This is a genomic window from Streptomyces sp. NPDC111802, assembly GCF_055634335.1.
In genome coordinates, this window is record NZ_JBVKCZ010000013.1 from 148,766 (window position 1) to 162,183 (window position 13,418).

At 71.9% G+C, this 13,418-nt stretch carries 8 protein-coding genes, 2 tRNA genes, 1 other RNA gene and 1 pseudogene; 7 read left to right on the forward strand and 5 right to left on the reverse strand.

What is annotated here, in order from left to right:
* The first annotated feature begins 9 nt into the window (after positions 1-9).
* Positions 10-1,261: pseudogene (locus tag ACZ7NC_RS16960) on the forward strand (tyrosine-type recombinase/integrase).
* Between the two features lie 79 nt (positions 1,262-1,340).
* On the opposite strand, the gene ACZ7NC_RS16965 reads toward ACZ7NC_RS16960, so the two are convergent.
* A tRNA-Ser gene (locus ACZ7NC_RS16965) sits at positions 1,341-1,428 on the reverse strand.
* A gap of 72 nt (positions 1,429-1,500) precedes the next feature.
* Here ACZ7NC_RS16965 and ffs point away from each other — a divergent pair.
* The 6 genes from ffs (at position 1,501) to ACZ7NC_RS16995 (ending at position 10,638) form a co-directional block, all read left to right on the forward strand.
* An RNA gene (gene ffs / locus ACZ7NC_RS16970) (signal recognition particle sRNA small type) lies at positions 1,501-1,599 on the forward strand.
* Between the two features lie 86 nt (positions 1,600-1,685).
* Entirely contained in the window at positions 1,686-4,025 is a 2,340-nt protein-coding gene (locus tag ACZ7NC_RS16975; RefSeq protein ID WP_471488955.1) for a DNA polymerase III subunit gamma and tau, read from the forward strand.
* Positions 4,026-4,188: 163 nt separating this feature from the next.
* Positions 4,189-5,439, forward strand: coding sequence for a phosphoribosylamine--glycine ligase (purD, locus tag ACZ7NC_RS16980; protein WP_471488957.1), 1,251 nt, complete (start codon positions 4,189-4,191; stop codon positions 5,437-5,439).
* Positions 5,440-5,746: 307 nt separating this feature from the next.
* Positions 5,747-7,759: a M48 family metalloprotease gene (locus ACZ7NC_RS16985; RefSeq protein ID WP_471489079.1), complete on the forward strand. Its 2,013-nt coding sequence runs from the start codon at positions 5,747-5,749 to the stop codon at positions 7,757-7,759.
* 316 nt (positions 7,760-8,075) lie between these two features.
* Positions 8,076-9,566 carry a N,N-dimethylformamidase beta subunit family domain-containing protein gene (locus tag ACZ7NC_RS16990; RefSeq protein WP_471488959.1) on the forward strand — a complete coding sequence of 497 codons (1,491 nt, stop codon included), beginning with the start codon at positions 8,076-8,078 and terminating at the stop codon, positions 9,564-9,566.
* A 172-nt stretch (positions 9,567-9,738) separates the two neighbouring features.
* Entirely contained in the window at positions 9,739-10,638 is a 900-nt protein-coding gene (locus ACZ7NC_RS16995; protein WP_471488961.1) for a phosphoribosylaminoimidazolesuccinocarboxamide synthase, read from the forward strand.
* 40 nt (positions 10,639-10,678) lie between these two features.
* On the opposite strand, the gene ACZ7NC_RS17000 is transcribed toward ACZ7NC_RS16995, so the two are convergent.
* The 4 genes from ACZ7NC_RS17000 to ACZ7NC_RS17015 all read right to left on the reverse strand — a co-directional run bounded on the left by ACZ7NC_RS17000 (position 10,679) and on the right by ACZ7NC_RS17015 (position 13,405).
* Positions 10,679-10,751: transfer RNA gene (locus ACZ7NC_RS17000), tRNA-Gly, on the reverse strand.
* A gap of 23 nt (positions 10,752-10,774) precedes the next feature.
* Positions 10,775-11,389 carry a response regulator gene (locus ACZ7NC_RS17005; RefSeq protein WP_471488963.1) on the reverse strand — a complete coding sequence of 205 codons (615 nt, stop codon included), beginning with the start codon at positions 11,387-11,389 and terminating at the stop codon, positions 10,775-10,777.
* Entirely contained in the window at positions 11,386-12,612 is a 1,227-nt protein-coding gene (locus ACZ7NC_RS17010; protein WP_471488964.1) for a sensor histidine kinase, read from the reverse strand. The genes ACZ7NC_RS17005 and ACZ7NC_RS17010 overlap by 4 nt, the downstream gene beginning before the upstream one ends.
* Before the next feature lie 16 nt (positions 12,613-12,628).
* Positions 12,629-13,405, reverse strand: coding sequence for an ABC transporter permease (locus tag ACZ7NC_RS17015; RefSeq protein WP_471489081.1), 777 nt, complete (start codon positions 13,403-13,405; stop codon positions 12,629-12,631).
* Between the last annotated feature and the right edge of the window lie 13 nt (positions 13,406-13,418).

Here is a 13,418-nt window from a genome sequence, read left to right on the forward strand (position 1 = left end):
GGGGACGCCATGGCAGAGAAGAAGCGCACGCGCCAGCCGAACGGGGCCTCCTCGATCTACTTCGGCAAGGACGGCAAGTGGCACGGACGCGTGACGGTCGGCGTCCGTGATGACGGCAGGCCGGACCGCCGCCACATCGAGCGCAAGACCAAGGCTGAGGTGACCAAGGCTGTCCGCGAGATGGAGCGGGCGCGGGATGACAAGAAGCTCAGGAAGCCGGGCCAAAGCTGGACCGTCCAGGCCTGGCTTGAACACTGGGTCGAGAACATCGCCAAGCCGTACGTCTCCGAGAACACGTACGACGGGTACGAGGTCGACGTACGCGTTCACCTCGTGCCCGGCCTGGGCGCGCACAAGCTCGACAAGCTGGAGCCCGAGCACCTGGAGCGCTTCTACCGGAAGATGCAGGATGCCGGGAGCTCCGCCGGCACCGCTCACCACGCTCACCGGACGATCCGGGTCGCCCTCGGTGAGGCTGTGCGGCGTGGGCACGTCGCCACCAACGTGGCCGAGATCGCCAAGGCTCCGCGGCTCGAAGAAAGAGGACATCGAGCCGTACACGATCGAGGAGGTTCAGAGCCTGCTCGTCGAGGCGGCCAAGCTCCGCAACAGCGCCCGATGGGTCGTCGCCCTCGCGCTCGGCCTCCGCCAGGGGGAGGCACTCGGGCTCCACTGGGAAGACGTCGACCTCGACGCGGGATACGTCCGGATCCGCAAGAACCGGCTGCGTCCCAAGTACGCCCACGGCTGCGGAGACAACCCTTGCGGCCGGAAGGCCGGCTACTGCCCCCAGAAGCAGCAGACCCGTCGCGAACACAAGTCCACCAAGTCCCGCGCCGGACGTCGCACGGTCGGACTGCCCGATCCGCTGATCAAGCTCCTCCGGCAGCACCAGGAGGTACAGGAGAAGGAACGGATCGAGGCGGGTACTGACTGGGAGGACAAGGGGTACGTCTTCGCCTCTCCGACCGGCGGCCCTCTCAGCCCGAACACCGACTTCCACATCTGGAAGCGACTGCTGCGGGACGCGGGCGTACGGGACGGCCGTCTCCATGACGCTCGCCACACCGCCGCGACCGTCCTCTTGATCCTCGGCGTCCCGGACGTCGTGGTCGACGCGATCATGGGATGGGAACCCGGGGGAGCGGCCCGCATGCGCGCTCGCTACATGCATGTCACCGGATCAATGCTCCGGAAGGTCGCTCAGCAAGTCGGAGACGCCCTCTGGGAGCCACCCGGCACGGGCCGAGAACCCAACTGAGACGGAAACTGAGACGGACAACGTCGAAGGGCCCCACCGCAAGCGGTGGGGCCCTTCGACATCGTGCCCGGTGAGGCACTGGCGGAGGATACGAGATTCGAACTCGTGAGGGGTTGCCCCCAACACGCTTTCCAAGCGTGCGCCCTAGGCCTCTAGGCGAATCCTCCGCCGGAAACATTACATGACCGAGAGGAGTGCTCGCGAACTCGTTCCTACCCGCTGACGTCGGGTACTCTTTGCGGAGCCCCTCACGCGGCGCTATCTGACTGAACTCCCCCAGGGCCGGAAGGCAGCAAGGGTAGGTTGGCTCTGGCGGGTGCGTGGGGGGCGCTTGCGTTCCCGGGAGGGGCGCGGCCGGGCCCGAGCCCGAGCGGGAGGCCCTGGGCGGATCCCGTTGTCAGTGGCCGCCTATAACCTCGTATGCGTGTCGTCTCTCGCGCTGTACCGCCGCTATCGCCCGGAGTCGTTCGCCGAGGTCATCGGGCAGGAGCATGTCACCGACCCGTTGCAGCAGGCGCTGCGGAACAACCGGGTCAATCACGCGTACCTGTTCAGCGGCCCGCGCGGGTGCGGCAAGACGACCAGCGCGCGGATCCTCGCGAGGTGTCTGAACTGTGCGCAGGGGCCGACGCCGACCCCGTGCGGGGAGTGCCAGTCCTGCCAGGACCTGGCGCGCAACGGCCCGGGTTCCATCGACGTCATCGAGATCGACGCGGCATCGCACGGTGGTGTGGACGACGCCCGTGAGCTGCGCGAAAAGGCCTTCTTCGGACCCGCGAGCAGTCGCTACAAGATCTACATCATCGACGAGGCCCACATGGTCACGTCGGCCGGCTTCAACGCGCTGCTGAAGGTCGTCGAGGAGCCGCCCGAGCATCTGAAGTTCATCTTCGCCACGACCGAGCCCGAGAAGGTCATCGGGACCATCCGGTCGCGGACCCATCACTATCCCTTCCGGCTGGTGCCGCCGGGGACCCTGCGGGACTACCTCGGCGAGGTCTGCGGCCGCGAGAACATCCCCGTCGAGGAGGGCGTGCTGCCGCTCGTCGTCCGCGCGGGCGCCGGGTCCGTGCGTGACTCCATGTCCGTCATGGACCAGCTGCTCGCCGGAGCGGGAGAGGAGGGTGTGACGTATGCCATGGCCACCTCTCTCCTCGGGTACACCGACGGGTCGCTCCTCGACTCCGTCGTCGAAGCCTTCGCCACCGGTGACGGCGCCGCCGCCTTCGAGGTCGTGGACCGTGTCATCGAGGGTGGCAACGACCCCCGGCGCTTCGTCGCCGACCTGCTGGAGCGGCTGCGGGACCTCGTGATCCTCGCCGCCGTGCCGGACGCGACCGAGAAGGGCCTCTTCGACGCGCCTGCCGACGTCCTGGAGCGTATGCGGGCCCAGGCCGGCACCTTCGGCGCCGCCGAGCTGAGCCGTGCCGCCGATCTGGTCAACGAGGGCCTGACCGAGATGCGGGGCGCCACCTCGCCCCGACTGCAGCTCGAACTGATCTGCGCGCGCGTGCTGCTGCCGGCCGCGTACGGGGACGAGCGCTCGGTCATGGCCCGGCTCGACCGGCTGGAGCGGGGCGTCAACTTCTCCGGGGGCGGTGGCATGCCCGCGATGGGGTACGTGCCCGGTCCCGACGCGCACGGCGGAGCGGCCGCCGCGCCGGTTCCGCCGGGCGGCGGGCCGGCCGCGGCCCGGGCTGCCGTACGGGCTTCCGGCCCGCCTCCGGCCGGCGCCGGGGCCAGCGCCGGTGCCGGTGCGGCCGCGGCTCCGACGGGGCAGCCCCCCGCCGGAGCACCGCAGAGCGAGCAGCCACAGCCGCAGCCGCAGCAGGCTCCCCCCACCCCGGCGCCCACGCCCGCCCCGGCCGCCGCGCCCCCGCAGGCACCCCCGGCCTCCGCCCCCGCCCCCGGCGCGTGGCCCACCGCCGCGCCCGCAGGCGGTGGCCGGCGCCCCGGAGGCTGGCCCACGGCGGCCCCGGCGGGTGGCGGCGCCCAGTCCCAGGCCGGACCCGGCAGCACCCCCGCGCCCGCTCCGCAGCCCGCGGCTCCCGCCCCCACGCCTGCCCCCGCACCAGGCCCCACCCCCACCCCGAGCGGCGGCCTCGACCCCCGCATGCTCTGGCCGAACATCCTGGAGGCGGTCAAGAACCGTCGCCGCTTCACCTGGATCCTGCTCAGCCAGAACGCCCAGGTGGCAGGCTTCGACGGCACCACCCTCCAACTCGGCTTCGTCAACGCCGGCGCGCGCGACAACTTCGCGAGCAGCGGCAGCGAGGACGTGCTGCGACAGGCGCTGGCGGAGCAGTTCAACGTCCAGTGGAAGATCGAGTCGATCATCGACCCGTCGGGCGGCAGTTCGGCGCCCCCGCCGAGCGGCGGCACAGGCGGTTCCTCCGGTTCCTCCGGCTTCGGCGGCGGAGGCGGTGGCTACGGCGGAGGCAGCGCCGGCGGTTACGGCGGTGGCGGCGGCAACAGTGGCTACGGCGGTGGCGGTACGACCGCCCAGCGCCCGCCCGCTCCCGAGCCGACGACGTCCGCCACACCCACCCCACCGCCGGCGGCCCCGACGGGATCCACCGCCGCGCCCACCCCGGCCCCCCAGCCGTCCAGGACCTCCGCCCCGGAGCCTCCGCACCCGGTCGCCCCCGAGGACGACATCCCCGAGGACGACGACCCCGACCTCAACGAGTCGGCGCTGTCCGGCCACGACCTGATCGTGCGAGAGCTGGGGGCGACGGTGGTGGAGGAGATCACACACGAGTAGGGACTCCGGGGGAGGGGGTCGGAGCCAGGGCGGCAAGCCCCCAGCGGCGGCATCCATCACGCCCTCTGCGCCCCCGATCCGGACGTCGGCTTGGAGGAACGTACAGGTCACCAACCCCCAGCCCCTCGGCACCCCGCACAAAAACCCCGTTAGGCTGACCCCCGTGAAGGTCCTCGTCATCGGCAGCGGCGCCCGCGAACACGCCCTGTGCCGCTCCCTGTCCCTCGACCCCGACGTCACCGCGCTGCACTGCGCCCCCGGCAACGCCGGTATCGCCGAGGTCGCCGAGCTGCACCAGGTCGACGCCCTGGACGGCGCGGCCGTAACCGCGCTGGCCGAACAGCTCGGCGCCGGCCTCGTGGTCGTGGGCCCGGAGGCACCCCTTGTCGCCGGGGTCGCCGACGCGGTGCGCGAGGCGGGCATCCCGGTCTTCGGCCCTTCCGGGGAGGCCGCGCAGATCGAGGGCTCCAAGGCGTTCGCGAAGGACGTGATGGCGGCGGCCGCCGTCCCGACGGCCCGCTCCTACGTCTGCACGACCCCCGACGAGGTCGACGAGGCCCTCGACGCCTTCGGCGCCCCGTACGTGGTCAAGGACGACGGCCTCGCCGCCGGCAAGGGCGTCGTCGTGACCGCCGACCTCGAGACGGCCAGGGCGCACGCCAACTCCTGCGAGCGCGTCGTCATCGAGGAGTTCCTCGACGGCCCCGAGGTCTCCCTCTTCGCCATCACCGACGGCCTGACGGTGGTCCCGCTCCAGCCCGCCCAGGACTTCAAGCGGGCGCTCGACGGGGACGAGGGTCCGAACACCGGCGGCATGGGCGCGTACTCCCCGCTTCCGTGGGCCGACCCGAAGCTGGTCGAGGAAGTCATGGAGACGGTGCTGCAGCCGACCGTCGACGAGATGCGCCGCCGCGGCACCCCGTTCTCCGGACTGCTCTACGCCGGCCTTGCGATCACTTCGCGGGGCGTGCGGGTGATCGAGTTCAACGCCCGCTTCGGCGACCCCGAGACGCAGGTCGTCCTGGCCCGTCTGAAGACCCCGCTGGCCGGTGTACTGCTGGCCGCCGCCAAGGGCGAGCTCGCCGCCCTGGAGCGCCTGCGCTGGAGCGACGACGCCGCGGTCACCGTGGTCGTCGCCTCGCACAACTACCCCGGCACCCCGCGCACCGGCGACCCGATCACCGGCCTCGACGAGGTGGCCGCCGAGGACGCCCCGCACGCCTACGTCCTCCACGCCGGCACCAAGCAGGACGGCGACGCGGTCGTCAGCGCCGGTGGCCGCGTCCTGTCCGTCACGGCGACCGGCAAGGACCTCACCACGGCCCGCGACCGCGCGTACCAGGCAGTCGCCCGCATCAAGCTCGACGGCTCCCAGTACCGCACGGACATCGCGGCGAAGGTGGCCGGCGCGTAGCCACGACGCTCCTTCGAAATCCCGCTCCCGATAAACCCGGCAGGCCCCGAGTCCGTCTCAGGATTCGGGGCCTGATCCTTGCATTCCGTCAGCCACCTCTCCCCAAAGCCATTCCATCGAGTGACCGATGCCCCATCCGGCTGACGTGGGTCGACGCCCCAACTAGGGTGCGGCGCAAGCGTTCCGGCACTTGGCCCACCGGCATTGCGATGTCAGTGGTGGGTGCCACAGTGGGGGAGTGAGCAAAGCCAGGACAGTCCGGACAGCCAGGGCAGTGGGGAGGGGGTGAGGTCCGGCCGTGACCGGTATGGGTGTGGAGGCGGGTGCGCAGGCAGCGCGTGCCCGGGCCCTCGTGGTGCTGCGCATTCGCAGCCGAGCGCTGGCCGTCGCCCTGTTGCCCGCGGCGGTCGCCGTGGTGCTGCTCGCCGGCGTCTCCACCGGACATTTCGTGGGCCCGGGTTGGCACGCCGCCCGCTGGGTCCTCACTCCGGTCGCCGCCCTCGTCCTGCTCGCCGCGGCCGGCATCGCCCTGGTCGTCGCCCGCGCCCGCCCCGCCGTCAGCCCGACGGTCCCCATCGCCGAGGAACAGGCCCCGGACCTGTACCGGATGGTGCGCGACCTCGCCGACCGCCTCGCCGTCCCCGCCCCGTCCGCGATAGCGCTCACCCCGGACTGCGACAGCTGGCTGGAGGACCGCACCCACCGGGCTCACGGCCCGCCCCCGGCCGAGGGTGACGACGACGGGCTCAACGGCCTGCATGGCGGAAGCACGCGCGCCACTCATCGCCGTACGACCGCAGCCCCCGTCCTCGTCATCGGCTCCCCGTTCCTGTGGTGGATGCGCGTGGGCGAGCTGCGCGCGGTCCTCGCCCCCGTCGTCGCCGGTACGGGACCTTCGGCGCATCCGGACATAGCCCAGGCCCGGCGCTTCGTCCGGGGCCTGGACGCCACGGTGGCCGTCGCCTCGACGCGCGGCCGCTGCCCGGGGTCGCGTGCGGTGTGCGCGGGCCTCGGCTGGGTCGCACGGCTGCTGTTGCGCAGCTGCCGGGAGCACGCCACGGAGATGGAGCGGGGCGTGGCCGCCGCGGCCGCCGAGCGTGCACAGGCTGTGGATTACGGACTGCGGATCGTCGCCCAGGAGCAGGTCGGGCTGGCGTACGCGGGCTGGGACCGGCTGCTCACGCGGGTCGCGCTGCCGGCCTGGCGGATGGGCCGCTGGCCGTCCCGGCTGGACGCGGGCGTCGTGGCCGCTCTCACCGAGCTGTCCCGGCGGGACCGGCTGGCCGAGGGCTTCGCCTCCCGGCTGGGTGAGCGCCCCGCCTGTGACCTGCTCGAAGAGCCCGGCACGGTCGACGAGGCCGCCTCACTCCTCGCCGCCCGTCTGTTCCACGGCGGCCCCGCCGAGCGCGGCCCGGACTGGTCCCCGGTGGAGTGGCAGGAGTATCCGGAGGAGGTCGTCGACCGGAAGTGGCGCACCGACGCGGCCCGCCTGCACCGCGTCCTCGACGCCCTGGGCGTCCGCCGCACCACCGACGACACCTCCCTGGAGACCGACGGCCCCACCCTGGCCCGCGTCCTGGACCACCTGTCGACCCCACCGACCGACACCCCACCCCAGCCCGCCGAGCCTTCCAACGGCCACGCGCAAAGCCTCTCCGACACCGACGCCGACCCCGACACCGACGCCGACCCCGACACCGACGCCGACCCCGACGCCGACGCCGACGCCGACACCGGCGCCCCGAGGCTCTCCCGCGACAACACCGACGCCGACGCCCCAACGCCCTCCGACGTCGCCCCCAACACCCCGAGCCCCTCCGCCCCGTCCCCTCCCCTCAACCTCCCCAAGCCCCCCAAGCCCCCCAAGCTCCCCAAACCCCCCTACGCCGCCATGGCCGAGGACCACCCCACCGACGACCCCGAAACCGAGCGAAGCTCCGCACTGGCCGCCGGCCTGACCGCCGAGCTGGCCCGCGAGGAGGCCGCGGCCCCCGCGGAGCGGACGGCGTCCCCCGACCCCGGCAACACGCTTCTGGACATCGGTGCGCTCCCCCTCTTCCCGCTCCAACCGCCGCGCACCTCGCGTGAGTTGCTCACCGACCATGTGACGGCGATGGTCTGCTGCGCGGCGATGGACACCGCGGGCGCGGCCCCCGGCCTGGACTGGCTCGACGGCCCCACGCTTCTCATCAACGGCGAACGGGCCGCCGATCTGACCCCCCGAGTCCTCAGCCTCATCGAGGACGGCGACCCGGCACCTCTGCGCGCCTGGCTCGTGGAGTCGGGGATACGCCCGGAGAAGCCGGTGCGCCTGGTGTGACCGACGCATGTGCGACCTCCGCACACCGGCGGATCCGGCAGCATCACACCACATACGCGAAGCCGTACGTGCCGTTCGCGGCCGGAGTCCCCGGTTCCACTTTCGGCCAATTCGCAACGAATAGTGACAGCATGCGTGCGTAATGTGATGTGCTGGGACCGATAGCGCAAATGGCAAGGGCTTACGTCATACGACAGCCATACGGCAGCCATGCGAAAGCCCACGCCACACAGCACACACCCACACAGCACGCACCAGACAACGCACCACACAACGCTCGCTGCACCACCACGGGGGACGAGGGAGGGGTATGGCCATGGGGTCGGAGCAGATCCGCCGCTGGGAGTCCGGAGCACTCGCGCACGCCGTGACGGACCCCTTCGGCCAGGGCCCGGTCCCCTGGCTGCGCGGAAACGTCACGTACTTCGACGACACCGGCCAGGTCGTCCCCTGGTACGTCGACGGCCAGGCCCACCCGCCGACGTCGGACACCCCCAGGGTCCCCGCCCCCCGCAGTGCCGGCCCGCGCTCCGCCGATGACGTCCGCCGTCAGATCAAGGGCTTCACCTCCACCGGCGCGGTCTCCCCCGGGGAGGCGGTCGACTTCCACATCACCGTGGACCCGCCCCAGGAGTTCAGCGTCGACATCTACCGGATCGGCCACTACGGCGGCGACGGCGCGGCCAAGATCACCACCAGCCCTCGCCTCTCCGGCATCGTCCAGCCCCGGCCGCTCACCGCCGACCGCACGGTCTCCTGCCATCACTGGTGGCTGTCCTGGCGCCTGCAGATCCCCTCGTTCTGGAGCATCGGCGCGTACGTCGCCGTCCTCACCACCGCCGACGGCTACCGCTCCCACATCCCCTTCACCGTCCGCGACAACCACCCCGCGGACCTGCTTCTGCTCCTGCCCGACGTCACCTGGCAGGCCTACAACCTCTACCCCGAGGACGGCCGCACCGGCGCCAGCCTCTACCACGCCTGGGACGGGGACGGCCGGCTGCTCGGCGAGGCCGACGCCGCCACGACCGTCTCCTTCGACCGCCCGTACGCGGGCGCGGGCCTGCCCATGCATGTCGGCCACGCCTACGACTTCATCCGCTGGGCCGAGCGCTACGGCTACGACATCGCCTACGCCGACGCACGCGACCTGCACGGCGGCCATGTCGACCCCACTCGCTACCGCGGCCTGGTCTTCCCCGGCCACGACGAGTACTGGTCGTCGAACATGCGCCGCACCGTAGAGCTCGCCCGCGAGAACGGCACCTCCCTCGTCTTCCTCTCCGCCAACTCCATGTACTGGCAGGTGGAGTTGGGCCCCTCCCCGTCCGGCGTCCCCGACCGCCTGCTCACCTGCCGCAAGCGCAAGGGCCCCGGCCGCCCGGTCCTGTGGCGGGAGATCGACCGCCCCGAGCAGGAGCTGATCGGAATCCAGTACGCGGGCCAGGTCCCGGAGCCGCACCCCCTGATCGTCCGCAACGCCGACCACTGGCTGTGGGAGGCGACCGGCGCCCAAGAGGGCGACGAGATCGAGGGCCTGGTCGCCGGCGAGGCCGACCGCTACTTCCCACGCGCTCGGTTGCCCGAGCACGAGGAGCGCATCCTGCTCGCGCACTCCCCGTACACCGACAAGGAGGGGGTCCTCCGCCACCAGGAGACGTCCCTGTACCGATCCCCCTCGGGCGCCCTGGTCTTCGCGTCCGGAACATTCGCCTGGTCCCCGGCGCTGGACCGCCCGGGCCATGTCGACGCCCGCGTCCAGCGCGCCACCGCGAACCTCCTGGACCGCATCTGCAAACGTGACTGAGCTCACCCAGCACGCCCCAGCCTCACACCCAGCACGCCCCCAGCACCTCACCAAGCGCGCCCCAACACCTCACCCAGCACACCCCAGCCCCTCACCCAACACACCCCCAAGTCCAAGGTCAGCGGCCCATACGGGACAATCGACCCGTTGGACAGAACCACGGGGAGGAACCGTGTCCGGATTCGTAGAAAAGCCCGAGCCGATCCAGGTTCCGGGCTTGGTGCATCTGCACACCGGAAAGGTGCGCGAGCTGTACCAGAACGAGGCGGGCGACCTCGTGATGGTCGCCAGTGACCGTATGTCCGCCTACGACTGGGTGCTGCCGACCGAGATCCCCGACAAGGGCCGCGTCCTCACCCAGCTCTCCCTGTGGTGGTTCGACCAGCTCGCCGACCTGGTCCCCAACCACGTGATCAGCACCGACGTGCCCGCGGGCGCCCCCGCCGACTGGGCGGGCCGCACCATGATCTGCAAGTCCCTGAGCATGATCCCGGTGGAGGCCGTGGCCCGCGGCTATCTCACCGGCTCCGGCCTGGTCGAGTACAACGACTCCCGCACGGTCTGCGGCCTCGCCCTCCCCGAGGGCCTCGTCGACGGCAGCGAGCTGCCCGCCTCGATCTTCACCCCGGCCACCAAGGCCGCGGTCGGCGAGCACGACGAGAACGTCTCCTACGAGGAGGTCGCCCGCCAGGTCGGCGCCGACACTGCCGCCCGGCTGCGCCAGGCCACCCTCGCCGTCTACTCCCGAGGCCGGGACATCGCCCGTGAGCGGGGCATCATCCTCGCGGACACCAAGTTCGAGTTCGGCTTCGACGGGGAGACCCTGGTCATCGCCGACGAGGTGCTCACCCCGGACTCGTCCCGCTTCTGGCCGGCCGACCAGTGGGAGCCGGGCCGGGCGCAGCCGTCGTACGACAAGCAGTTCGTCCGTGACTGGCTGACCTCGCCGGTTTCCGGCTGGGACCGTAAGAGCGAGCAGCCCCCGCCGCCGCTGCCGCAGGAGGTCGTGGACGCGACCCGGGCGAAGTACGTGGAGGCGTACGAGCGCCTGACGGGCACGAGCTGGGCGTAACGGAAAAGGCCCCCGGAGAACCGGGGGCCTTTCGAAAGAGAGCGGACGACGAGGCTCGAACTCGCGACCTCAACCTTGGCAAGGTTGCGCTCTACCAACTGAGCTACGTCCGCACTGCGCCGTGGCGCGAGAGCAACTATACCCAACCTCGCTCACGCGCGAGCCGCACCGCCGCGTGCCGGTTCTCCGCCCCCAGCTTCGAGACGGCCGACGACAGATAGTTCCGCACGGTCCCCTGCGACAGCGCCGCCCGCTCCGCGATCTCCGCGACGGGCGCCCCGTCGGCGGCGAGTTCCAGCACCTCGGCCTCCCGCGCGGTCAGCGGCGAGTCCCCGGCGGCGATGGCGTCGGCGGCCAACTCGGGGTCGACGTAGCGGTTTCCGGCGTGCACGGTACGGATGATCTCCGCGAGCCGCTGAGCGCTGACGGTCTTCGGGACGAACCCGCGCACACCTGCCGCAAGCGCTCGCTTCAGATGCCCGGGCCGCCCGTGGCTGGTCACGATCAGCACCTGGCAGCCGGGCAGTTCGGCGCGCAGGGATGTGGCGACCCTCACACCGTCCGCCCCGGGCATCTGCAGATCCAGTACGGCGACATCGGGCACGTGGGCACGGGCCATCGCCAGCGCCTCGGGCCCAGTGGCCGCCTCGGCGACGATCACGAGGTCGTCCTCCAGGGAGAGCAGCGTGGCGAGCGCGCCCCGGATCAGATGCTCGTCGTCGGCGAGCAGCAGCCGCACCGGCCCGCTCATACGGTGACCTCCCGCACACCGGCCCCGGCCAACGGCACCTCCGCCACCAACCGGAACACCCCCTCGCCGACCCGACCGGCCTCCAGCGTCCCCTCCACCGCGGCCAGCCGCTCCCGCAGCCCGGTGAGCCCGGAGCCGCCACCTGCGTCGCCGGCCCCGGAGGCCCCGTCGTTCTCCACCGTCAGCACCACACGTCCCTCGTGCACCCGTACTCCCACCGAGCACCGCCCGGCATTCCCGTGCCGCAGCACATTGGTGGTCGCCTCCCGCACCACCCAGGCCAGCGCCGACTGCACCTCGACAGGCAGCCCGGCCGCCCGGCCGGTCACCTCGCACTCGATCCCGGCCGCCGTCAACACCCCCTGCGCACCGGCGAGTTCGACCTCCAGGTCGGCCTCCCGGTACCCCCGTACGACGTCCCGCACCTCGCGCTGCGACTCCTGCGCGATCCGCTGCACCTCGATCATCTGCTCCACGGCCTCGGGCCGTCCGCGCCGCGCGAGTTGCACGGCGAGTTCGCTCTTGAGGGCGATGACCGCGAGATTGCGCCCCATCACGTCGTGCAGATCCCGCCCGAACCGAAGCCGCTCCTCGGCGACCGCGAGCCGGGCGCGGGTCTCGCGGGCCTCGTCGAGTTCGTAGACGGCCCTGAGCAGCCAGACGGAGAAGACGGCGACGAAGGCGATGAAGGTGCTGCCGAGCAGTGAGATCAGGGCGATGACCAGCGCGGCGAAAGCGGACCCGCTGATCAGGAGTACGAAGAGCCCCGCACCCGTCGCGAAGCCGACGACCACGGCGATCACGCGCCTGCGGTCGCGCACCCCCAGCGCGATGATGCCCACCCCGAAGAACGTGACGACGCTGAAGACGGTGCCCGCCGCGGAGTCGACGCCATCGCCCTTCGGCCCGTACGCGACAAGGGCGAGAGCCGTGGCGGCGACCGCCGCGGTGATGGCGCCGAGCGTCCACAGCAGGCGTACGGGCTGCTCACGCCGACCGCAGACCCAGTCCACCGCCCGCGACACGATCAGGGCGCAGACCACCGCGTGCGCGCACACCGCGAGCAACAGCCAGCCGCCCAGCTCGGGCCCCGCCTGGCCGGTGACCGGTAATGCGGTCGACGCGACCTCCATCACCGCGAAGAAGTGGAACGACCACCGCGTGTACGTCTCGACCTTCGCCGGCGTGCTCTTGCCCCGCCAAATCCTCCCCGGCCCGCGCATGTACCGTCCCCCTGCTTCAGCGCCGCGGCTCCCAACGGAACCACCGCCGCACAGCCAACACGCCCAGAGCCGTCCAGGCCAGCCCGGTCATCACGGGACCGATCACCTCGTACGCCGACAGCTCACCGGTCCAGCCACCCCGCAGCAGGGTGATCGCAGGCGTCAGCGGCAGCAGTTCGCATACGGACGCCACCCGGTCCGGCAGCACCTCCAGGGGGACGAACATCCCGGAGAAGATCATGGAGAGGAAGACCACGGGCAGGGTCGTGACCTGCGCACTCTCGACGGTGCGGGTGAACGACGCGGTCACGGCGGCCAGCGACACGCTCAGGACGATCCCCAACAGCAGGCCCAGCACGGCGAGATGGGGAGCGTCGGGCGCGCCCACGTCGAGCAGGACGGCGCAGCCGACCGCCAGCACCATGCTCTGTGCGATCCCCGTGACCACGGCCGGCAGCGCGGCCCCGGCCAGGATCTCCGCGTCCTTCAGCTCGCCCGTGCGCAGCCGTTTGAGGACGAGTTCCTCGCGCCGGGCGGTGTAGACGGAGACGAGCGTCGCGTACACCGCGTAGAGCAGTGAGAAGCCGATCGAGGCGGGCAGGATGACCGCGCCGAGGGAGAGGCCGGCCTCCGCCAGGTCCATCCCCTTCGCCGCCTCCCGCACGCTGAAGGGCAGCAGCAGCGGCACGAACAGCGCCGCGAACAGCGTGCCCCTGCTGCGTCCGAGCAGCGTCACCTCCGCGCGGGCCAACGCCGCCATCCGTCCCACCGGGGTGGTCATCGCCGTACTCATGCCGCGTACCCCA